The following is a 22,100-nucleotide window of genomic DNA, read 5'->3' on the forward strand; positions in this document are numbered from 1 at the left end:
TAAGCCGACGACTTGATAACACCCTCTGTTCTTCTGCGAGATGAACGCGTCCACTTTGTGGTTCTCGACGTACGGTCGGGAACCAAACAACACACGAACGTTGTGTTGCCCGGTTACATGTCAATAGTGTTTCGGCGGCCATAGCGTGAGGGAAACGCCCGGTCACATTCCGAACCCGGAAGCTAAGCCTCACAGCGCCGATGGTACTGCAGGGGGGACCCTGTGGGAGAGTAGGACACCGCCGAACTCCTCTTAGGTAAGATGGCCACCCATTGTTGGGTGGCCATCTTGCGTTAACAAGCCTCTACAGGGAGTCAGAATGTCGGAAGATCAGCACCACCGTCGCGAGGACGGGGATTCGTCGCGCTCCGGCTCCTCGAACGGCAAGAAGCGTTCGTACTCCGACGCCGCCGGCCGCGCACCTCGCTCGGGTGGCAATGACCGCAGCAGCTCGCGCCGAGATGACCGCAACGGCTCCGGCGACCGCGGCTATCGAGGTGATCGCTCGCAGGGCGATCGGTCCTATCGACGCGATGACTCGCGTGGGGGCGATCGTTCGTACCGGAACGACCGCGGCCAGGGCAGCGGCCGTCCGTACCGCAGCAGTGACCGTCCGCAGGGCGACCGTCCGTACAAGCGCGATGAGTCGCGCGGGGGCGACCGCCCGTACCGGAACGACCGCGGCCAGGGCAGCGACCGTCCGTACCGCAGCAGTGACCGTCCGCAGGGCGACCGTCCGTACAAGCGTGACGACTCGCGTGGTGGCGACCGACCCTACAAGCGCGATGACTCGCGTGGCGGCGATCGTCCGTACCGCAGTAGTGAGCGTCCGCAGGGCGATCGTCCGTACAAGCGCGATGAGTCGCGAGGTGGCGACCGCCCATATCGGAAGGATCGCGGGCAGGGCGGAGACCGTCCGTATCGGAACGATCGTCCGCAGGGGGACCGACCCTACAAGCGTGACGAGTCGCGTGGTGGCGACCGACCCTACAAGCGTGACGACTCGCGTAGTGGCGACCGACCCTACAAGCGCGATGACTCGCGTGGCGGAGACCGTCCGTACCGGAACGACCGCCCGCAGGGCGACCGACCCTACAAGCGTGACGACTCGCGTAGTGGCGACCGACCCTACAAGCGCGATGACTCGCGTGGCGGAGACCGTCCGTACCGGAACGACCGCCCGCAGGGGGACCGTCCGTACAAGCGCGACGACTCCCGTGGGGGAGATCGCCCGTACCGCAACGACCGTCCGCAGCGCGATGACCGTCGTCGCGACGACCGCGGCCGTGACGGTGAGCGACGTTCCGACACCAGGCAGCGCGGTGGCGCCGATCGCGAGTACAACCCGTACGCGCCGGTGCGCGAGCGTGTTCCGGAGCCGCAGCTGCCCGACGACATCACCCCGCGCGACCTGCACCCTGCGGCGCGCAATGAGCTGAAGACCCTCAGCATGGAGAACGCCGAGCGGGTGGCGCGCCACCTCGCGATGTCGGCGCGACTGATCGATGAGGATCCTCAGCTGGCCCACGAGCACGCGCTTGCGGCTTCGCGCCGCGCCGGCCGCATCCCGGTGGTGCGCGAGTCCGTCGCCATCACGGCCTACGCCATCGGCGACTTCGCCCTGGCGCTCCGCGAGCTGCGCACATACCGTCGCATCTCCGGTCGCGAGGACGGGATCGCGCTGATCGTCGACAGCGAGCGCGGTGTCGGTCGTCCCGACCGTGCCCTGGAGGAGGGCCGCGGCGTCGACCGCTCCGCTCTCCCGACCGAAGTGCGTGTCGCTCTGGCGATCGCGATGTCGGGCGCACGCATGGACCGAGGTGAGCTCGAGCTCGCTCTCGGTGAGCTGGAGATCCCTGAGCTCGACCCGGACCGCGCCTTCGAATGGAGCCCTGCGCTGTTCGCCGCGCGTGCCGCTGTGCTCGAGGATCTCGGCCGCACCGATGAGGCGGAGTTCTGGGCCGAGCGCGCCGAGACCGCGGCCGATGCGATCAACGCGGCCTCCGCGGAGCACGACGAGATCATCGTCGAGGACGGGCTGATCGAGGACTTCGACGACGAGTACGACGAGGCCGCCGTCGGCGAGACCGACGACGCGATCTCGGACGTCGACGACGACGGGTCCGGCACGGACGACGGGTCCGGCACGGATGACGGGTCTGATCTCGACGATGCTGTTGCCGAGGCCGAGCCAGCAGCGCCCACCGCCCCCGAGTCCAAAGCCGACGACGTCGCCGCGGAGGTCGCCGAGATCCTCGTGGAGGCCGGCGTCGACGAGCCCACCGACGAGGGCAAGGCCTGATGGGCCTGTTCCGCAGGTCCGCTCCCGCATCCGCTGCTCCGCTCGACGGCCGTGACGCCGTGCTGGCCGACCTGGACGGTGTCGTGTACGCCGGGCCCGGTCCGCTGCCGCACGCGATCGACAGCCTGAACCGCGCCGCGGCCGGCGTCAGGCTCGGATACATCACGAACAATGCGTCCCGCACCGACGCGGACGTCGCTCGGCACCTTCGTGACCTCGGTCTCGACGTGCGTCCGAACGACGTGGTGACGAGCCCCCAGGCCGCGATGCGGTTGCTGACCACGATGGTGCCTGCACCCGCGACGATCCTCATCGTCGGCGGAGAAGGGCTCGTGGTCGAGGCCGAGAAGGCCGGCTACACGGTCACCCGCAGCGCCGAGGACGCGCCGAGCGCCGTCGTGCAGGGCTTCGCCCCCGAGGTGGCCTGGACCGACCTCGCCGAGGCGGCCTTCGCGCTGAAGGTCCCCGAGGACGAGGGCGGGATCCCCTGGATCTCGACCAACACGGACTGGACGATCCCGCGCGAGCGCGGTGTCGCGCCGGGAAACGGAACACTCGTGTCCGCGGTGCACACCGCGATCGGCCGACTGTCGACGGTCGCAGGCAAGCCGGAGACGCCGATCTTCGAGGAGGCGCTCGCGCGCTTCGGAGCGCGCAACGCCCTGTTCCTCGGTGACCGCCTCGACACGGACATCCTCGGTGCGAACCGTGCCGGCATCGACTCGGCGCTGGTGCTCACCGGCATCGACCGGCCGAAGCACGTGCTCGCCGCGCCGGAAGGATCGCGGCCGACCTACATCCTCAGCGACCTGCGCGAACTGCACGAGCCGTATCCCGACACCGTGCAGAAGGACGGCGCCTTCCACGTGAACGGCGCCGCCGTGCGGGTAGTGGGTGCCAATGTCGAGATCCTCGCGGAGGGCACGCGTCAGATCGATCTGCTTCGCGCGGGTGCGGCAGCGATCTGGGGGAGCGGCGCGGCGATCTACGTGTTCGACGTGCCCGAGCGTCTGTACGCGGACCCGTTCCACCGCCCCTGACTCTCCACACTTCCGAGCGCCGCCGGTTCGGCGTCCGTCGCCCGCGTTAGGGTGGGGACATGCACGATCCCGCCGAGCAGCACCGGGCAGACGAGCCGGTCGACGCGCTCTGGAGCAGACTCCGTCTGATCGAGGGCCAGCCGCTGTCAGACCGTGCCGACGCGTACTCCGCACTGCACGGCGAACTCATGAAGCGACTCGACAGCGCTCCGAAGTCCGAGCAGCGGCCGAGCCCCGCCGGGGAACGGTGACGCGCCTCGACGCGGCGCTTGCCGCGCGGGGACTGGCGCGTTCGCGCTCGCACGCCGCGACTCTGATCAGCGAGGGACGAGTGCGGATCGACGGGCGCCCGGTCGTGAAGGCATCGACGCCGGTCGCGGATGATGCGGACCTCTCCGTCGACGGCGCCGACGACTACGTGAGCCGCGGAGCCCACAAGCTCATCGCCGCACTCGACGGCTTCGGCATCGCTGTGGACGGCCGGCTCGCGCTCGACATGGGCGCCTCCACAGGCGGGTTCACGCAGGTGCTCCGCGAGCGCGGCGCACGCCGCGTCCTCGCAGTCGACGTCGGGCATGATCAGCTCGCGGCATCCGTCGCCTCCGACCCCGGCGTGACCTCCGTCGAGGGGTTCAACGTGCGGTACATGACGCCGGAGAATCTGGCCGAGGCGACCGGCGAGGAGGACCCGCCCGAGCTGATCACGGGCGATCTGTCCTTCATCTCCCTCGCGCATGTGCTCCCCGCGGTCGCGCAGGTCGCGGCGCCGGACGCCGACATCGTGCTGCTCATCAAGCCGCAGTTCGAGGTGGGGCGCACCGCCGTGCGTGGCGGGCTGGTCACCGACCCGACGACGCGGGTTGACGCGGTCGAGCGCACCGCCTGGGATGCCTGGGATGCGGGACTCGGCATCCGCGGCATCCTGCCCTCGCCGATCCTCGGCACGCACGGCAACGCGGAGTACCTGGTGCACCTCGGCGCGGGTGGTGACGATCCGACACAATGGACGAAGCGCATCGCGGAACTGGCAGGAGGACGATGAACGAGCGGAACATCCTGGTCGTCGCGCACGCGCACCGCGAGGACACGGTCGTCGCGGCGATGCGCGTGATCGAGGCCCTGCGCGACGCCGGTGCGCGTCCCGTTCTCGCCGCGGAGGATCACGAGGAACTCATCGCCGTCGATCCGCGATTCGCAGAGGTGGCCTCCATCGGCGCCGACATCGATGTGAACGACCTCGAGCTCGCGATCGTGCTCGGCGGCGACGGGACGATCCTGCGTGCCGCAGAGCTGGTGCGCGGCTCGGATGCCCCGGTTCTCGGCATCAACATGGGTCACGTCGGCTTCCTTGCCGAGATCGAGCGCGACGACATGGACGACGCCGTGCGCCGCGTGATCGACCGCGATTACGAGGTCGAGGAGCGTCTTGCGCTGTCGGTGCGCGTGAAGGATGCCGCGGGCGAGGTCGTCTACGACACCTGGGCGCTGAACGAGGCGACCGTCGAGAAGGCCAGCCGCGAGCGGATGATCGAGGTGGTCGTCGAGATCGACGGCCGCCCTCTGACCAGTTACGGATGCGACGGCATGGTGGTCTCGACACCCACCGGCTCCACCGCGTACAACTTCTCCGCGGGCGGCCCCGTGATCTGGCCCGGTGTGGAGGCGATCGCGGTCGTGCCGCTGTCCGCGCATGCGCTGTTCGCGCGCGCGCTCGTGGTCAGCCCGCAGGCATCCGTCGCGATCGAAATGCTGGAGTCCACGTCGGGTACCGGCATCCTGTGGTGCGACGGTCGTCGCTCGCACGAGCTGCCGCCGGGCGCGCGCGTCGTCGTGCGCCGCTCGTCGCGGCCGGTTCGTCTGGCCCGTCTGCATCCGATCCCGTTCACCGACCGGCTGGTGCGCAAGTTCCGGCTGCCGGTCGCCGGGTGGCGAGGAGGCAGCCGATGATCGAGGAGATGCGCATCCGCGGCCTCGGCGTCATCGACGACGCCGTGCTACCGCTCGGTCCCGGGTTCACCGCGATCACCGGCGAGACCGGCGCGGGCAAGACCATGGTCGTCACCGGACTGGGGCTGCTGCTCGGCGCCAGGGCCGACTCCGGCGCGGTGCGCGCCGGAGCGAACCAGGCCTCCGTCGCCGGCGTCTGGATCGTGCCGCAGGACGGTGCGGTGGCCGACATCGTCGCGGATGCCGGGGGAGAGCTCGAACCCGCCGGCGACGCCGCCGAGCTGTATGTGTCTCGCAGCCTGAGCGCCGAGGGGCGCAGCCGCGCGAGCGTCGGCGGACGAGCGGCTCCGGCGGGCGTGCTGTCCTCGCTCGCGGAGCAGCTCGTCGTCGTGCACGGTCAGTCCGACCAGCTGCGACTGCGTTCAGCGGCCGCCCAGCGCGATGCACTCGACCGCTTCGGCGGCGATGCGATCTCCGACGCGCTGAGCACCTATGGCGCCGTGTTCGCGCGCTGGCGCGCGCTGGACGCGGAGATCTCCGATCTGACCGAGAACCGCGATCGCCGCGCCGAGGAGGCCGCCCGACTGCGAGAGGACCTCGCACAGATCGAGGCCCTCGACCCGCAGCCGGGTGAGGACCGAGAGCTGAACGAGCGTGCAGAGCGCCTCGCGAACGCCGAGGAGCTGCGGGTCGCGGCATCTGTCGCCCGCGGTGCGATCTCGAGCGAGGAGGGCGAGGCGGATGTCTCGGCGCTGCTCTCCGAGGCGCGGCGCGCGCTCGAACGCGTGACCGACCCGCGACTCAGTGAGATCGGGACGGCGCTGGAGGACCTCGGCTATCGTGCTGCTGACCTCGCGCTGCAGTTGTCGGAGTACCTCGCCGACCTCGACGAGACCGGGCCGCACGAGCTCGCCGCTGTCGAGGAGCGCCGCGCAGCGCTCGGCGCCCTGATCCGGCAGCATGGCTCGCTCGACGAGGCTCTCGCGCTGTGGGGGAGCGGATCCGCCCGGCTGGCGGAGCTCGACGACGACGGTGACCGGATCGAGCGCCTGCAGGCCGAGGCAGCTCAGGCGCGCGCCGACGTGGATGCCGCGGCCGACGCACTGACCGGACTGCGCACTGCTGCCGCCGGACGCCTCTCCACCGCGGTCAGCGAGGAGCTGCATGCCCTGGCCATGCCCGACGCCGGTCTGGTCGTCGAGGTCACGCCAGGCACCGAGAGCACGCACGGCCGCGACGACGTGGGCATCCTGCTCGCTCCGCACCCGGGTGCCGACCCGCGCCCGGTGTCGAAGGGCGCGTCGGGTGGTGAGCTCTCCCGCGTCATGCTCGCGATCGAGGTCGTCATCGCCGGGGTCGACCCGGTGCCGACCTTCGTCTTCGACGAGGTCGATGCCGGCATCGGCGGCGCGGCCGCGATCGAGGTCGGTCGCCGGCTGGCACGGCTCGCCGAGCGCGCACAGGTCATCGCGGTCACGCACCTGGCCCAGGTCGCTGCATTCGCGACGAACCACCTCACGGTCGTGAAGGCGTCCGGCGGCGCCGTCACCGCGTCCAGCGTCCGACGGCTCGACGGCGCGGAGCGCGAGGGGGAGATGGCCAGGCTGCTGTCCGGTCTGCCCGACTCCGATGCCGCACTCACTCACGCTCGGGAACTTCTCGGTCTGAGCGCCGCACCGAACTGATAGGATAAAAGCCCGTGATGCAGAACTCAGCCGCGCGGTCCGACGACACCACTTTCACGACGAAGCACATCTTCGTGACGGGCGGTGTCGTTTCCTCATTGGGCAAGGGGCTGACCGCCGCCAGCCTGGGCAATCTCCTCACTGCGCGCGGTCTGCGCGTCGTGATGCAGAAGCTCGATCCCTACCTCAACGTCGACCCCGGCACGATGAACCCGTTCCAGCACGGCGAGGTCTTCGTGACGGATGACGGCGCCGAGACCGACCTCGACATCGGCCACTACGAGCGCTTCCTCGACATCAACCTGTCGCAGGCCGCGAACGTGACCACCGGCCAGATCTACTCCCAGGTGATCGCGCGTGAGCGCCGCGGCGAGTACCTCGGCGACACCGTGCAGGTCATCCCGCACATCACCGACGAGATCAAGCGCCGCATGCGTCTGCAGGCGACCGAGGAGCCGCAGCCCGACGTGATCATCACCGAGGTGGGCGGCACGGTCGGCGACATCGAGTCGCAGCCCTTCCTCGAGGCCGCACGTCAGCTGCGGCACGAGCTCGGCCGCGACAACGTGTTCTTCGTGCACGTGTCGCTGGTGCCGTTCATGGGCGCCTCCGGCGAGCAGAAGACCAAGCCGACCCAGCACTCGGTCGCGGCCCTCCGCCAGCTCGGTGTGCAGCCCGATGCACTGGTGCTGCGCAGCGACCGTCCCGTCAGCGAGAGCAACCGCAACAAGATCGCCCTGATGTGCGACGTCGACATCGACGGCGTCATCAACACGGTCGACCTGCCGAGCATCTACGACATCCCGTCCACGCTGAACGACCAGGGCCTGGACTCGTACATCGTCCGCCGCCTCGGCCTGAACGCCGCAGACGTGGACTGGTCTCGCTGGCAGAAGGTGCTGCAGGCGGTGCACAACCCCAAGCACGAGGTCACCATCGGCCTGGTCGGCAAGTACATCGACCTGCCCGACGCCTACCTCTCGGTGACCGAGGCGCTGCGCGCCGGAGGCTTCGCCCACGAGGCGCACGTGAACATCCGCTGGATCCCCTCGGACTCCTGTGAGACGCCCGAGGGCGCGGCGAAGGCGCTCTCCGACCTGGACGGCATCTGCGTGCCCGGCGGCTTCGGCATCCGCGGCATCGAGGGCAAGCTGGGCGCGCTGAAGTTCGCCCGCGAGCAGGGCATCCCCACGCTCGGCCTGTGCCTCGGCCTGCAGTGCATGGTCATCGAGTACGCCCGTGACGTGGCCGGCATCGCCGGTGCCTCCTCGAGCGAGTTCGACCCCGAGACCGCGGAGCCCGTCATCGCGACGATGGCCGAGCAGGTCGAGATCCTCGACGGCGGCGACCTGGGCGGCACCATGCGCCTCGGCCTGTACAAGGCCGCCCTGGCTGAGGGGTCGCTGGCCGCCGAGCTCTACGGCTCCGACGAGGCGTCCGAGCGGCACCGCCACCGCTACGAGGTCAACAACTCCTACCGCGGCCGTCTGTCCGACGCCGGCCTGGTGTTCTCGGGCCTCAACCCCGAGCTCGACCTCGTCGAGTACGTCGAGCTGCCCCGTGACGTGCACCCGTTCTACATCGCCACCCAGGCGCACCCCGAGCTGCGCTCGCGCCCGACCTCGCCGCACCCGCTGTTCCGCGGCCTGATCGGCGCGGCCATCGAGCGCCACCGCTCGAGCGAGCTGTTCGGCGATGACGAGGCCTGATCCTTCGTCGTTCCGGGACGAGCCCTTCGCGCCCGAGGTGCTGCAGAGCGACCTCGTGTACGAGGGGCGCGTCTGGGACGTGCGCTCCGACCGGGTGCGTTACGGCTACGGTGAGATCGTTCGGCAGTACGTCGCGCACACCGGCGCCGTGGCCGTCGTCGCGCTCGATGATGAGGACCGCGTGCTGCTGATCCAGCAGTACCGGCATCCGATCCGGCACCGTGACTGGGAGCTGCCCGCAGGGCTGCTCGACGTCGCCGGCGAGGAGCCGCTCGCCGCCGCTCAGCGGGAGCTCGCCGAAGAGGCCGACCTCACGGCCGAGAACTGGCAGCACCTGGTGTCGTCCTGGACGACGCCAGGCGGCAACGACGAGATGATCCACGTCTTCCTCGCCACCGGCGTCGCGCGTGCCGCACAGACGCACGATCGCGAGGACGAGGAGGCCGACATCCGCGTCGCCTGGGTCCCGCTGTCGGATGCCGCGGACGCGGTGCTCGCCGGGCGGATGCACAACGGCATCCTGCAGATCGGCGTGCTCGCGGCGGAGCGGATGCTCCACCGGCAGGAATCCGCCGGGCAGTAGCCGTGCAGCTCGACCGCGCGATCGACACGTACCTGCGGCACGTCACGATCGAGCGCGGGCTGTCGGAGCACACTGTCGCCGCATACCGGCGCGACCTCACGGGCTACCGGGAATGGCTGGGGGAGCAGGGCATCGGCGACACCGCCGAGATCACCTCCGCCGTGGTGCAGGCGTTCGTCGCCGACCGCGCCGGCGCGGAACCGCCGCCGGCCGCGACCAGCCTGGCCCGGCTGCAGTCCTCGGTGCGCAGCTGGCACCGCTTCCTCGCCCGAGAGGAGATCGAGCAGGACGACCCCACGGGTCGGATCCGCCCGCCGAAGATGCCCCGCCGGCTGCCCAAGGCGCTCACCATCGATCAGGTCGAGCGTCTGCTGGGCGCGCCGAGTGCGGAGGAGTCGCTCGGCCTCAGAGACCGCGCGCTGCTGGAGCTGCTCTACGCCACCGGTGCTCGCATCTCAGAGGCGGTCTCGCTCGACGTCGACGACCTCTCCCACGGTGACGTGCTGCGCCTGCGCGGCAAGGGCGACAAGGAGCGGATCGTGCCGCTCGGCTCCTACGCGCGTTCCGCCGTGGACGCCTACCTCACCAGGGTCCGCCCTGAGCTGGCGGCCAAGGGACGGGCCTCCGCTCGGCTGTTCCTCGGCGCGCGCGGCGCGCCGCTGTCGAGGCAGAGCGCGTGGCTGATCATCCGCTCGGCGGCAGAGCGGGCGCAGATCACGGCCGAGGTGTCGCCGCACACCCTGCGTCACTCCTTCGCCACTCACCTCCTGCAGGGTGGCGCCGACGTGCGCGTCGTGCAGGAGCTGCTCGGACATGCGTCGGTGGCGACGACGCAGATCTACACGCACGTCTCGGTGGACACCCTGCGCGACGTCTACGCGACCTCGCATCCGAGAGCGCGCTGAGCCCGTGCGCGCCCATCTGGGCGCGCCGGGATGATCGGGCCGAACCGTATCGATACAATCGACCGAGCACGACGAGCAGGAGAACCGGTGGCGAAGCAGACCAAGGACGACATCCCCATGGGACCGACCGGTCGTCCCTACCACGGCTTCGACATCCCGGCGCCCCTCGCCTCGCACGGTCCCGCGCGCATCATCGCACTGTGCAACCAGAAGGGCGGGGTGGGCAAGACCACGACGTCGATCAACCTCGCGGCGGCACTGGCGGACTACGGACGCAAGGTGCTCGCGGTCGACTTCGACCCGCAGGGCGCACTCTCCGCCGGCCTGGGCATCCCGACGCACGACATCCCCACGATCTACGACCTGCTGCTCGATCCCAAGCGCGACGCGCACGAGGTGATCGTGCACTCCGGCGTCGACAACCTCGACGTGCTGCCGGCCAACATCGACCTGTCCGCCGCCGAGGTGCACCTGGTCAACGAGGTCGCCCGCGAGACGATCCTGTCGCGTGTGCTGCGCCAGGTCGCGGGGGAGTACGACGTCATCCTCATCGACTGCCAGCCCTCGCTCGGCCTGCTCACCGTGAACGCGCTGACCGCGGCGCACGGCGTGCTCATCCCGCTCGAGTGCGAGTTCTTCGCGCTGCGCGGCGTCGCCCTGCTGATCGAGACCATCGACAAGGTGCGCGACCGGCTGAACCCGGCTATCGAGCTCGACGGCGTGCTCGCTACCATGTACGACCCGCGCACACTGCACTCCCGTGAGGTGCTGGAGCGAGTCGTGGAGGCGTTCGGCGACGACGTGCTCGAGACCGTGATCGGCCGCACCGTGAAGTTCCCCGACGCGTCGGTGTCGGGCGTCCCCATCACCGAGTTCGCGCCCGAGCATCCCGCCGCACAGGCGTACCTGCGACTGGCGCGGGAGCTTGTGTCCCGTGGCGCCGTCGCCTGAGTCAGAACCTGATCTCCCGGTCGTTGAGCGAGCGGAGCGAGACGAAACGGATGCCGAGGCACCCGGCTTCCGGGTCTCGCTGTCCAATTTCGATGGCCCCTTCGACCTGCTGCTGAACCTGATCTCCCAGCATCAGCTCGACATCACCGAGGTGTCGCTGAGCAAGGTCACCGACGAGTTCATCTCGTACCTCAAGGACCTCGACGGAGACGACGAGCTGGATCAGGCATCCGAGTTCCTCGTCGTCGCGGCGACTCTGCTGGACATGAAGGTCGCGGGTCTGCTGCCGCAGGGCGAACTGGTCGACGCCGAGTCGGTCGCGCTCCTCGAGGCACGGGATCTGCTGTTCGCGCGCCTGCTGCAGTACCGGGCCTTCAAAGAGGTCTCGGCCTGGTTCTCGCGCTGCCTGCAGCGCGAGGAACGCCGGCACGTCCGTGCAGTGCCCATCGAGGAGAAGCACCGCAAGAAGACACCCGAACTGGTGTGGACGCTCAGCGCGGACGACTTCGCGGCGCTCGCACTGTTGGCGTTCGCGCCGAAGGAGATCCCCTCGGTGGGGCTCGACCACCTGCACGCGCCGCTGGTCAGCATCCGCGAGCAGGCGGCGATCGTGGTGACGCTGCTGCGCGCGACGCCGTCGCTGACGTTCCGCGAACTGGTCGCGGGCACGACGGAGCCGGGTGTCGTCGTGGCGAGGTTCATCTCGGTGCTGGAGCTTTATCGTCACGCCGCGCTGTCCTTCGAACAGCTGGAACCGCTGGGCGAACTGACGCTGCGCTGGTCCGCCGAGAGCTGGTCCGACGAGATGCTGGCGACGTTGGGAGCCGACTATGACCGATGAACTGCGCGAGACCGATGACATCGCGATGATCGAGCAGACGCTCGAGACCCCGCTCACCGAGCGGCTGGAGGCGATCCTGCTGATCGTCGACGAGCCGATCGGGCTGGTCGCCCTCGCGGCCGCCGTCGGATCGCCGGTGCCGGCCGTGCGCCAGGCGCTCGAGACGCTCGTCGACGACTACGACGGTCGCGGCGCCGGACCCCGGCGCGGGTTCGAGCTGCGCGAGGTCGGCGGCGGCTGGCGGATGTATGTCCGCGACGACCATGACGACCTGATCGCGGAGTTCATCGGCGGTCAGGCGCCGGCCCGGCTCTCGCAGGCCGCACTGGAGACGCTCGCGGTCATCGCCTACAAACAGCCGGTCACCCGCGGGCAGGTCGCGTCCATCCGTGCGGTGAACGTGGATTCCGTGGTGCGCACGCTTCTCGCGCGCGGCCTCATCACAGAGATGTTCGCCGACTCCGAGACCGGGGCCATCAACTACGGCACCACCGATCAGCTGCTGCAGAACCTCGGCATCAACTCGCTCGACGAGCTGCCGCCGATCTCGCCGCTGCTCGACGACGGTGCTGACGGATTCGACGAAGGAATCAGCTCATGACTGACGAAGCACCCGAGGGCATCCGCCTGCAGAAGGCCCTGGCGAACGCGGGCGTGGCCTCGCGGCGCGTGGTCGAGCAGTACATCGTGGAGGGCCGCATCCGCGTGAACGGTCAGACCGTCACCGAACTCGGCACGCGCATCGATCCCGAGAAAGATCTGATCGACGTGGACGGCACTGCGGTGCAGCTCGACGTCTCGAAGCGCTACGTGATGCTGAACAAGCCCACCGGCGTCGTGAGTTCGATGAAGGACGAGAAGGGCCGTCCCGATCTGCGCCGCTTCACGAAGGACTATGAGGAGCGGCTGTACAACGTCGGCCGCCTGGACGCTGAGACGAGCGGCCTGCTGATACTCACCAACGACGGCGAGCTGGCGCACGTCCTCGCACACCCGTCCTTCGGGGTCACGAAGGTCTACATCGCGAAGGTCCAGGGTCTCGTCACGGCCCAGACGATCGCGAAGCTCACCAAGGGCTTCGAGCTCGAGGACGGCTTCATCAAGGCCGACAAGGCTCGTCTGCTGGACACCTCGCGCGCCGGCAGCGGCTCCAGCATGGTCGAGCTCACGCTGCATTCCGGGCGCAACCGCATCGTGCGCCGGATGATGGCCGAGGTGGGGCATCCGGTGGTCGATCTGGTGCGCCGGCAGTTCGGCCCGCTGCACCTGGGAACGCTCCCTGCCGGGAAGAGCCGCGAACTGAGTAAAATCGAACTCGGCGCGCTGTTGACTCTGTCGCGCGAGGGAAGCCCTGCGGATGCCACGCCGGGAGACGTGCAGGAGAAGCAGTGACCGAACCAGGCCATGGTGCCGCGACGCAGTCGCGCGTCTCGGGCACCGTGCGCATCGTCGGCTCCGGCCTGCTCGGTGCCAGCATCGGGCACGCGCTGCGTGCGAAGGGCGTCGACGTCGTGCTCGCCGACGCATCGCCGGCGCAGCTGCGCCTCGCCATCGACTACGGCGCCGGCCGGGCGGCATCCGCCGACGACCGTCCTGCGTTGATCGTCGTCGCCGTGCCGCCGGATGTCACGGCCGACGTGATCGAGGCCGAGCTGTCGCGCTTCCCGGACGCCGTGGTGACGGATGTCGCGAGCGTGAAGCTCGAGCCGTACCGCACACTGCGCGATCGCGGTGTCGACCTGACTCGGTACATCGGCTCGCACCCGCTGGCCGGACGCGAGCGCGGCGGCGCGATCTCGGCACGGGCGGACCTGTTCATCGGGCGGCCCTGGGTGGTCTGCCGCGACGAGCAGACCCGCGCGGCCGATCTGTCGCTCGTCGAGGCGCTCGCCCTGGACGTGGGAGCGATGCCCCTGGAGATGACCCCCGAGGAGCACGACCGCTCGGTGGCGCTGACCTCGCACGTGCCGCAGGTCGTCGCCAGCCTGCTGGCCGCGCGCCTGGCGGACGCCGAGGAGGGCGCCCTGCGCCTGGCCGGCCCCGGCGTGCGCGATACCACACGCATCGCGGCATCCGCTCCGGAGCTGTGGGTGCAGATCCTCGGTGCGAACGCCGCTCCGGTCGTCGACATCCTGGACGCCCTCGCAGAGGATCTGCGCCACGTCTCCGCCGCTCTCCGCGAGCCGGATGCACCAGGCTCGCGCCGCACGATGGCCGACGCCATCCGGCACGGCAACGAAGGCGTCGAGCGGCTACCAGGAAAGCACGGCCAGAACCGACGCTTCGAGCAGCTCGTCGTCATGGTGGACGACACCGCGGGCCAGCTGGGCCGCCTGTTCGGCGAGCTCGGCGAGCTGGAGGTCAACGTCGAGGACCTGCGCCTGGAGCACTCGCCCGGCGCGCAGTTCGGTCTCGCCGAGATCAGCGTCGCTCCCGCGGCGCTGCGCGGCGCGATCGAGGGATTGGAAGCACGCGGATGGCGGATCGCAGGGAGCACGAATGACTGATACCACCCCTACGACGGATGCCGCGAAGTTCATCGCCATCGACGGACCTGCGGGCTCGGGCAAGTCGAGCGTCTCGAAGGAGATCGCCCGACGCCAGGGCTACGGCTACCTCGACACCGGCGCGGCCTATCGGGCGCTGGCCTGGCACGTGCTGGAGCGCGGTGCGGACACCGCCGACGAGCAGGCAGTGCTGGCCGCGGCATCCGACTTCCCGCTGCAGCAGGGCCTTGACGCCGACGACCGCCGCGTGGCGGTCGGAGACGTCGACGTGACCGACGCGATCCGCGACCCCCGCGTGTCGGCGGCCGTGAGCGGCGTCGCCCGCGTGCCCGCCGTGCGCGAGCAGGTGAACGAGGCCTTCCGGCGCATGGTCGCCGAGGCGCCCTACCCGGCCGTCGTCGTCGAGGGCCGTGACATCACGACCGTGGTCGCCCCGGACGCGCCGGTGCGCATCCTGCTGACCGCGGCACCCGAAGTGCGCGCCGCCCGGCGCGCCGCAGAGCTCGGCGGCGAGAACGCCGCCGCTGTCGCGGAGGCGCTGCACAAGCGCGACCGCAGCGACAGCGCGGTGGTGGACTTCCTCACCGCCGCACCCGGGGTGGACGTCGTCGACTCCACCGACCTGGACTACCAGCAGACCGTCGATGCCGTACTCGCGGTGATCGTCGAACGCCGAGGAGAACGAAATGGCTGACCCTACGAACGACTCAGGGCAGACGGAGTACGAGGGCGCGCCCGACCAGCTCGCCGAGAAGATGGCGGCGCTGGACGAGGAGCTCGCCGACCAGCGGGCCGAGGTGCTGCGCGCCTCGCTGTCCGACTACGAGCTGGAGGACGAGGACGACGCGCTGCTCGCCGGCGTCACGCTCGGCGAGGACGGCATCGAGTTCCTGCCTGCGCTGCCCGTGGTCGCGATCGTGGGGCGGCCGAACGTCGGCAAGTCCGCGCTCGTGAACCGCATCCTCGGCCGCCGTGAGGCCGTCGTCGAGGACACCCCCGGTGTCACCCGCGACCGCGTCACGTACAAGGCCGAGTGGCTCGACCGCCGCTTCACGCTCGTCGACACCGGCGGGTGGGAGCCGGATGCCCGCGGCATCGACCGTTCCGTCGCCGCGCAGGCCGAGGTCGCGATCGATCTCTCCGACGCCGTGCTGTTCGTCGTCGACGCGATGGTGGGTGCGACCTCCACCGATGAGCACGTCGTCCGCCTGCTGCGCAAGAGCGGCAAGCCGGTGTTCCTCGTCGCGAACAAGATCGATGACGCACGCCAGGAGCCCGAGGCCGCCGCGCTGTGGAACCTCGGTCTGGGCGAGCCGCACCCGGTCTCCGCGATCCACGGGCGCGGTGTGGCCGACCTGCTCGACGCGATCATGGAGAAGCTGCCCGACGTGTCGGCGGTGGCCAAGGCGGAGATCGGCGGCCCGCGCCGCGTCGCCATCCTGGGCCGCCCGAACGTGGGCAAGTCCTCTCTGCTGAACAAGGCCGCGGGGGAGGAGCGCGTGGTCGTCAACGACCTCGCCGGCACCACCCGTGACCCCGTGGACGAGGTCGTCGAACTGGGCGGCAAGCTGTGGCGTCTGGTGGATACCGCCGGCATCCGTCGTCGCGTGCACCTGCAGCAGGGTGCGGACTTCTACGCGTCGCTGCGCACCTCTGCTGCGCTGGAGAAGGCCGAGGTCGCCGTGGTCGTCCTCGACGTCAGCCAGCCGATCAGCGTGCAGGACCTGAACATCATCGACATGGTGCTCGAGTCCGGTCGTGCGCTGGTGCTCGCGTTCAACAAGTGGGACCGCCTCTTCGACGACGACATGGAGAACATCGATCGTCGCCGGTACTTGGAGCGCGAGATCGAGCAGGACCTCGCGCACGTCGCGTGGGCTCCGCGCGTGAACATCTCGGCGAAGACCGGCCGGCACTTCGACAAGCTCGTTCCCGCGCTCGAGCTGGCCCTGGAGAACTGGGATCGCCGCATCCCGACCGGCAAGTTCAATGCGTTCATCACCGAGCTCGTCGCCGCGCACCCGCACCCGCTGCGGGGCGGCAAGCAGCCGCGCATCCTGTTCGGCACCCAGGCGTCGACCCGCCCGCCGACATTCGTGCTGTTCACGACCGGATTCCTCGACCCGGGCTACCGCCGGTTCATCCAGCGCCGGCTGCGCGAGCTCTATGAGTTCGAGGGCACGCCGATCGTGATCAACATGCGCGTCAGGGAGCGCCGGCAGAGGTAGCCATGGATGAGGGGACCTGCGTCTTCTGCGCGATCGTGCGCGGACAGGAGACGGCGAGCATCGTCTACGAGGACGAGACCGTCGTCGCCTTCCTGGACAGGTACCCCGTCACGCGCGGCCACCTGCTGGTCGTCCCGCGTGCGCACGTCGTCGGCCTCGAGGACATCGATGCCGACGCGGGCGCGCGTGTCTGGGAGGTCGGACGGATGCTCGCCCGAGCGCTGCGCCGCTCGGGTGTTCCGTGCGAGGGCGTCAACCTGCTGCTCTGCGATGGGGAAGCGGCGTATCAGACGGTGTTCCACTTCCATCTGCACGTGATCCCACGTACGGCGGGCGATGGCTGGACCGAGCTGAGGCACCGCGCACCGGAGCGTGAGCGGGAGCTGCTCGAGGCCGACGCCGAGGTCATCAGGAACGCGCTCTCGAGCGACCGCAGCTGACACGGAACGCCTACGATGGCAGGTGGATGCCACCACTCCCGGCATCCGATTGACTGCGCCCACGAGGCCCGCCGAAAGAGGATGCGATGACGCACACCCTGCCCCTGCCCGACTTCACCCACGAGCGCGTGGAGGTGATCACCGGGCCGCGGAGCGGGCTGATGATCACCGTCGCTCTGCACTCCTCGGTGCTCGGTTCCGCCCTCGGCGGCGCTCGGCTGTGGACCTATCCGCACTGGAGCGACGCTCTCGGCGACGCCCTGCGGCTGTCGGCGGCGATGACGCTGAAGAACGCGGCTGCGGGGCTGGACGCCGGTGGCGGCAAGTCCGTCATCCGACTGGAGCCCGGCGAGACGCTGGATGCGGACCGCCGTCGCGACGCGTTCCTCGATCTGGGCGATGCCGTCGAGCTGCTCGGCGGCGCGTATCGCACCGCTGAGGACGTGGGCTCGACGACGGACGACATGCTGACGGTCAGCGAGCGCACCGCGCACGTTGTAGGCCTGCCGCAGGCGACGGGCGGCTCGGGCGAACCCGCCGGTCCGACGAGCCTCGGCGTGTACGCGTCGCTGCAGGCGGTGCTGTCCAAGCTCACCGGCACCGCCTCGGCGTCTGGTCGCCGAGTCACTGTCTCGGGCCTCGGGCAGGTCGGCGGGCGGCTCGCCCAGCGGCTCGCGGACGAGGGAGCGGTGCTGACCGTCACCGACATCAACCCCGCGCGACGAGAGTTCGCCGCGTCGATCGGCGCGACCTGGGCGGAGCCCGGCACCGAGCACCTGGTGCCCGGTGACGTGTTCGTGCCGGCCGGCATCGGCGGCATCCTCACCGACGACGTGATCGATGCGCTCGACGTGAAGGCGGTCTGCGGACCGGCCAACAACCCGCTGGCCGACCGCTCCGGTGCGGACCGGCTGGCGAGCCGCGGCATCCTCTACGCTCCGGACTTCGTCGTCAACGCGGGCGGCGTGATCTACCTCGACCTCGAGGCGAAGCAGCTCGGCACCAGCGAGGAGATCATGGCGCGGGTGGCCGGAATCGGCGACACGGTGAGCAGGATCCTGGACGACGCCGAAGTGCGGGGCATCACGCCGCTGGCGGCTGCCGAGGAGCTGGCGGCGTCGCGGCTGCGCGCAGGAGTGACGGTCTGAGATGGGCGGCGCGGGTGTCGAGGTCGAGATCCTCACGACGATCGGTGATTCTGACGCGGAGGACCTCGCCGCGCTGCTCGCGCAGCTCTCCCGCACGGCGGTCTTCGATCGCGCGCGGTTCGACGCGATCGTCTCGCACGATGCGACGGATCTGATCGTCGCGCGCGCAGACGGCAGGATCGTCGGGATGGCGACGTTCGTCTCGCTACCCCTGCCCTCGGGTCTTCGGGGGCACGTTGAGGACGTCGCGGTCGACGAGGCGATGCGAGGACGCGGGATCGCTCGGATGCTGCTCACCCGCATGACCTTGCTCGCCGAGGAGCGCGGACTGCGGACGCTCGACCTCACGTCGCGTCCGTCTCGAGAGACAGCACTGAGGCTGTACGAGTCGGTCGGATTCGTGCGGCGGGAGACGAACCTGATGCGTTTCGTGCCTGAGGGACCGGGCCCTCACGCCGGCTGAGGGCCTTGCCGGAAGAGCAGGCGCCGACGGGTCGGGGAGCGTACGCTCGGTCAGGTGCCGCCGCGCCGTCGGGCCCAGGCGGCGGGGGAACTCGCGTCGCGGGGTGAAGCCGGGCGGGAACGGAGGAGGTGTTCGGATGGCGGAGCGTCTGCAAGGCCGCAGAGACATTGCAGCGGCGTGGGGCGTGGTCCCGGCGTGCGGTACCCGCGGGATGTCGCGGACGCCGTGCTGGACGGTCTGGCAGGAGCGTGCGCGGTGATGTCCGAGCGGAATGGGGCGTAAGACTGTGTCGGTGACGGTTGTGCCGTACTCGGCGGAATGGCCGCGTCTCTTCGAGCAGATCGCGGCCTCGCTGGAAGAGGCACTCTCGGAGGTGCCGGTCGTCTCGATCGAGCATGTCGGCTCGACGTCCGTCTCCGGGCTGGCGGCGAAGCCGATCATCGACGTCGATGTGATCGTGCGCCGCGAGGCCGTGCCGGCGGCGATCCGTGCGCTGGAGGCGGCCGGGTATGCGCATCGGGGGAACCTCGGTCTGGTCGACCGCGAGGCGTTCTTCCCTCCGGATGACCGGCCTCCGCGGCACGTCTACCTGTGCGTGGAGGGGACGCTGCAGGTGCGCGCGCATGTCGCCGTCCGGGACGCGCTGCGGGCGGATGTTTCGCTGCGTGACCGCTACACGGCGGTGAAGACGGCGTTGGCGGCGGATGCCTCGATGGACATCGACCGCTACATCGCGGGGAAGTCGGATGTGCTGCAGGAGGTGCTCGCGGCGTCGGCGCTCACGGACGAGGAGAAGCGGCGGCTGTACGCGCTCAACACGGGCGGATGAGTGCGCCCCGCTGTGGAAAGGTGGAGGGGTGACGATCGTTCCTCCTGAGCCCGGTGAACCGCGACGTCCGTTGGGCCCGCTCGACCCCGGGGATGCCTGGGTGGTGGCGGACTCGGGGGAGAAGTACTGGGGGCGTTTCGGCGCCTCGGGCGTGCTCGCCGTCGACGCGGAGCGCGGGGTGCTGCTGCAGCATCGGGTCGGCTGGAGTCATTTCGGCGGCACGTGGGGCATTCCCGGCGGTGCGCGGCATCAGGGCGAATCCGCTCTGGACGGGGCGCTGCGCGAGTCTCGTGAAGAGGCCGGCATTCCGGCCGGGGCACTGCGGCCACGGTTCGCGAACGTCTTGGACCTGTCGATCTGGACCTATACGACCGTGGTCGCTGATGTGGTGGAACCGTTCGAGCCGGTGATCAGCGACCCGGAGAGCGTGGCGCTCGAGTGGGTTCCGGTCTCGGAGGTCGCCCAGCGGGAGCTGCATCCGGGTTTCGCCAATTCATGGGCGAAGCTGTCGGCGCTGCTCGAGGTGCGGCCGGCGATCGTCGTGGACGCCGCCAACGTCGTCGGCTCGGTGCCGGACGGCTGGTGGAAGGATCGGGCAGGTGCGGCCGAGCGGCTGCATGCGCGCGTGTCGGCGTGGGCGGCGGAAGGCGTGGCAGCGTCGGCGCTGGGACTGTTGGCGGATCGCTGGTATCCGTCGGTGTCGTTCGTCGTCGAGGGACAGGCTCGGGAGATGGCCGAGGGCGACGGCGAGGTCACCGTGGTGCGTGCGTCCGGCAGTGGCGATGACGCGATCGTGGCTGAGGCTGCGCGGCTGGCGGGCTCAGGGATGTCGGTGACCGTCGTGACGAGCGATCGTGGTCTGCGCGAGCGTGTCGAGGCGATCGGTGGTCGCGTCGAGTCGGCGGGTTGGCTGCTGGATCAGCTTCCCGATTCTTCTGGGTCCTGAGCGGGCGAAGCGAGACGAAGGGCGTGGCGTCCGTCTCTCGCGGGTCCTGAGCGAGCGGAGCGAGACGAAGGGCGTGGTGTCTGGCTTTCGGGTCCTGAGCGAGCGGAGCGAGACGAAGGGCGTGGTGTCTGGCTTTCGGGTCCTGAGCGAGCGGAGCGAGACGAAGGGCGTGCTCTCCGACGGTGCTCAGCAACCGGGTGCCGTGGGGTCTTCCTTGCAGGTGTGGGCGACCAGGGCCGTGTGGGCCTCGTAGATGCGGATCTGCTGGTCGCGGCCCGTCGTGTTGAGCGTTCCGGCAATGGGGAACCAGCCGGTGCCGAGGTCGATCTCGGCCGTGTACGTGACGTCCACGCGGGCGGTATACGTGCCGCGCTCCTTGTAGGTGTGGCTGGTGTCTGTCGGCGTGAACTGCGCCTGGCGCAGGGCGTCCCAGGTGGCGCCTCCGGTGCTGGCCTTCGTGGTGGTGTCGTCGCCGTTGACGAACGTGTAGGTGGCCGGGGTGAACCTGACGGCGATGGGGTAGTTGAAGAGGGTGCCGTTCTGGGTGTGCACGTCGGCGTCGGCGACCATGTTGGTGGGCAGCCCCGCCACGCCGAGGTTGTCGGGTTCGCCGGTGAGAACGGCACCCTTGGGGGCGAAGCTTGCGAGGTCGGTGATGGTGATCGCGGGCATCCCCTGTGCAGGGGTTGTGGCCGGAGCTTCGGGCGTCGCCTCGTCTTCTTCGGCGTTGAGGCGATAACAGCTGCGCTGGTCGTCCCAAACATCGAGGCACTTGGTCGGGTCGAAGATCACGCGAGGCGGGATGTAGCCGACGTTCTCGGTCTTGGCGCGAGGGCGCCCGTCGGCACCTTCGGCATCTCCGTTGCCAGAGTCTCCGGACTCACCGGGCGAGCTTTGCCGCGCAGTCACGTCTAGCCAACTGTGACTGGAATTGGAGTTCGTCGTGGGTGTGCATACTGCGCCTGGGATAGGACATCCCGAGCTGAAGTGAACGGGACCTACCGCTAGGACGAGGGTTAGGAGGAGCATGCGTGCTCCGTATCGGCGTCGCTCGACGCAATCTTCAACTTCGTTGACGTGTCTGCATTCGAGAACTGAGCACGGACTGGCACGAGGTCAGAACGGCCTTCAGGGACCAACGACTTCCCGTCCTTGTCGATCGTGTCGGTCTCGGAAACGTCCACGCACATTGCCAGGACGACCTGCCCGGAAGCTGCGTCGACACTGACCTGCTTGAAGGACGCGATCTTGGTCTCGCCAGCCATCGTGACATTTTCCGCGTGAAGCTGGCTCAGTGCCTTGCGGATTGCTGCGTCGGCGTCGCCCATTGTCCAGCTGAACACGGGTTCGAATGTCTCCGGATCCGTGGTGTCTACGGCGTTCAGCGCCTTCGTGTACTCCTCATACGTCTTCTTCGCCGCCGCGAACGCTTCCTCATCCGACGCGAACGCCGCCGTCTTCGTCGGCTTCGGCTCGGGCGTCGGCGCGCACCCTGCAAGCAGTCCGAGGGCGAGGAGGCCGGCGGTGAGGGCAGCGAGAGTGCGAGAGGACGTCACCCGGCTACGGTAACCGAGTT

At 69.6% G+C, this 22,100-nt stretch carries 23 protein-coding genes and 1 rRNA gene; 22 read left to right on the forward strand and 2 right to left on the reverse strand.

Annotated features, from left to right (window positions below; all coding sequences use genetic code 11):
- The first annotated feature begins 130 nt into the window (after positions 1-130).
- The 22 genes from rrf (at position 131) to ACFVAE_RS00110 (ending at position 20,524) form a co-directional block, all read left to right on the forward strand.
- Positions 131-247 (forward strand): 5S ribosomal RNA (gene rrf / locus ACFVAE_RS00005).
- Between the two features lie 72 nt (positions 248-319).
- Entirely contained in the window at positions 320-2,302 is a 1,983-nt protein-coding gene (locus ACFVAE_RS00010; protein WP_378886877.1) for a primosomal protein, read from the forward strand.
- Positions 2,302-3,342, forward strand: a complete 1,041-nt coding sequence (locus tag ACFVAE_RS00015) for an HAD-IIA family hydrolase (RefSeq protein WP_378886878.1) — start codon at positions 2,302-2,304, stop codon at positions 3,340-3,342. Before ACFVAE_RS00010 ends, ACFVAE_RS00015 begins: the two co-directional genes overlap by 1 nt.
- Before the next feature lie 59 nt (positions 3,343-3,401).
- Positions 3,402-3,593 carry a hypothetical protein gene (locus tag ACFVAE_RS00020; protein ID WP_378886879.1) on the forward strand — a complete coding sequence of 64 codons (192 nt, stop codon included), beginning with the start codon at positions 3,402-3,404 and terminating at the stop codon, positions 3,591-3,593.
- Positions 3,590-4,384, forward strand: coding sequence for a TlyA family RNA methyltransferase (locus ACFVAE_RS00025; RefSeq protein ID WP_378886880.1), 795 nt, complete (start codon positions 3,590-3,592; stop codon positions 4,382-4,384). Before ACFVAE_RS00020 ends, ACFVAE_RS00025 begins: the two co-directional genes overlap by 4 nt.
- Positions 4,381-5,289 carry an NAD kinase gene (locus ACFVAE_RS00030; protein ID WP_378886881.1) on the forward strand — a complete coding sequence of 303 codons (909 nt, stop codon included), beginning with the start codon at positions 4,381-4,383 and terminating at the stop codon, positions 5,287-5,289. Before ACFVAE_RS00025 ends, ACFVAE_RS00030 begins: the two co-directional genes overlap by 4 nt.
- The gene (gene recN, locus ACFVAE_RS00035) at positions 5,286-6,974 is read left to right on the forward strand and encodes a DNA repair protein RecN (RefSeq protein WP_378886882.1); all 1,689 of its coding nucleotides are present in this window, start codon (positions 5,286-5,288) and stop codon (positions 6,972-6,974) included. Before ACFVAE_RS00030 ends, recN begins: the two co-directional genes overlap by 4 nt.
- 17 nt (positions 6,975-6,991) lie before the next feature.
- A complete protein-coding gene (locus tag ACFVAE_RS00040; protein ID WP_378890402.1) occupies positions 6,992-8,683 on the forward strand; it encodes a CTP synthase in 1,692 nt (563 codons plus the stop codon).
- Positions 8,670-9,266: an NUDIX domain-containing protein gene (locus tag ACFVAE_RS00045; RefSeq protein WP_378886883.1), complete on the forward strand. Its 597-nt coding sequence runs from the start codon at positions 8,670-8,672 to the stop codon at positions 9,264-9,266. Before ACFVAE_RS00040 ends, ACFVAE_RS00045 begins: the two co-directional genes overlap by 14 nt.
- 2 nt (positions 9,267-9,268) lie before the next feature.
- The gene (xerD, locus tag ACFVAE_RS00050) at positions 9,269-10,171 is read left to right on the forward strand and encodes a site-specific tyrosine recombinase XerD (RefSeq protein ID WP_378886884.1); all 903 of its coding nucleotides are present in this window, start codon (positions 9,269-9,271) and stop codon (positions 10,169-10,171) included.
- 117 nt (positions 10,172-10,288) lie between these two features.
- Positions 10,289-11,122: a ParA family protein gene (locus tag ACFVAE_RS00055; RefSeq protein WP_378890405.1), complete on the forward strand. Its 834-nt coding sequence runs from the start codon at positions 10,289-10,291 to the stop codon at positions 11,120-11,122.
- Positions 11,106-11,963, forward strand: a complete 858-nt coding sequence (locus ACFVAE_RS00060) for a segregation and condensation protein A (protein WP_378886885.1) — start codon at positions 11,106-11,108, stop codon at positions 11,961-11,963. Before ACFVAE_RS00055 ends, ACFVAE_RS00060 begins: the two co-directional genes overlap by 17 nt.
- Positions 11,953-12,564 (forward strand): SMC-Scp complex subunit ScpB, encoded by a 612-nt coding sequence (scpB, locus tag ACFVAE_RS00065; protein WP_378886886.1) that lies wholly within the window; start codon positions 11,953-11,955, stop codon positions 12,562-12,564. Before ACFVAE_RS00060 ends, scpB begins: the two co-directional genes overlap by 11 nt.
- Positions 12,561-13,355 carry a pseudouridine synthase gene (locus tag ACFVAE_RS00070; RefSeq protein ID WP_378886887.1) on the forward strand — a complete coding sequence of 265 codons (795 nt, stop codon included), beginning with the start codon at positions 12,561-12,563 and terminating at the stop codon, positions 13,353-13,355. Before scpB ends, ACFVAE_RS00070 begins: the two co-directional genes overlap by 4 nt.
- Entirely contained in the window at positions 13,352-14,470 is a 1,119-nt protein-coding gene (locus ACFVAE_RS00075; protein ID WP_378886888.1) for a prephenate dehydrogenase, read from the forward strand. Before ACFVAE_RS00070 ends, ACFVAE_RS00075 begins: the two co-directional genes overlap by 4 nt.
- Positions 14,463-15,164, forward strand: a complete 702-nt coding sequence (gene cmk, locus ACFVAE_RS00080; protein WP_378886889.1) for a (d)CMP kinase — start codon at positions 14,463-14,465, stop codon at positions 15,162-15,164. Before ACFVAE_RS00075 ends, cmk begins: the two co-directional genes overlap by 8 nt.
- Positions 15,165-15,225: 61 nt before the next feature.
- Positions 15,226-16,698, forward strand: a complete 1,473-nt coding sequence (der, locus tag ACFVAE_RS00085; protein WP_378890408.1) for a ribosome biogenesis GTPase Der — start codon at positions 15,226-15,228, stop codon at positions 16,696-16,698.
- Between the two features lie 2 nt (positions 16,699-16,700).
- A complete protein-coding gene (locus ACFVAE_RS00090) occupies positions 16,701-17,138 on the forward strand; it encodes an HIT family protein (protein WP_378886890.1) in 438 nt (145 codons plus the stop codon).
- An 86-nt stretch (positions 17,139-17,224) separates the two neighbouring features.
- Entirely contained in the window at positions 17,225-18,286 is a 1,062-nt protein-coding gene (locus tag ACFVAE_RS00095) for a Glu/Leu/Phe/Val dehydrogenase dimerization domain-containing protein (RefSeq protein WP_378886891.1), read from the forward strand.
- Position 18,287: 1 nt separating this feature from the next.
- The gene (locus ACFVAE_RS00100) at positions 18,288-18,749 is read left to right on the forward strand and encodes a GNAT family N-acetyltransferase (RefSeq protein WP_378886892.1); all 462 of its coding nucleotides are present in this window, start codon (positions 18,288-18,290) and stop codon (positions 18,747-18,749) included.
- A 292-nt stretch (positions 18,750-19,041) separates the two neighbouring features.
- Positions 19,042-19,578, forward strand: a complete 537-nt coding sequence (locus tag ACFVAE_RS00105; RefSeq protein WP_378886893.1) for a GrpB family protein — start codon at positions 19,042-19,044, stop codon at positions 19,576-19,578.
- Positions 19,579-19,606: 28 nt separating this feature from the next.
- Positions 19,607-20,524 carry an NUDIX domain-containing protein gene (locus ACFVAE_RS00110; protein WP_378886894.1) on the forward strand — a complete coding sequence of 306 codons (918 nt, stop codon included), beginning with the start codon at positions 19,607-19,609 and terminating at the stop codon, positions 20,522-20,524.
- A 186-nt stretch (positions 20,525-20,710) separates the two neighbouring features.
- Here the strand turns inward: ACFVAE_RS00110 and ACFVAE_RS00115 are convergent, their stop codons facing one another.
- Positions 20,711-21,433 (reverse strand): hypothetical protein, encoded by a 723-nt coding sequence (locus tag ACFVAE_RS00115; RefSeq protein WP_378886895.1) that lies wholly within the window; start codon positions 21,431-21,433, stop codon positions 20,711-20,713.
- Between the two features lie 107 nt (positions 21,434-21,540).
- Positions 21,541-22,080: a hypothetical protein gene (locus ACFVAE_RS00120; RefSeq protein WP_378886896.1), complete on the reverse strand. Its 540-nt coding sequence runs from the start codon at positions 22,078-22,080 to the stop codon at positions 21,541-21,543.
- Between the last annotated feature and the right edge of the window lie 20 nt (positions 22,081-22,100).

It is taken from the genome of Microbacterium sp. NPDC057659, from assembly GCF_042799915.1.
Lineage (GTDB): Bacteria > Actinomycetota > Actinomycetes > Actinomycetales > Microbacteriaceae > Microbacterium.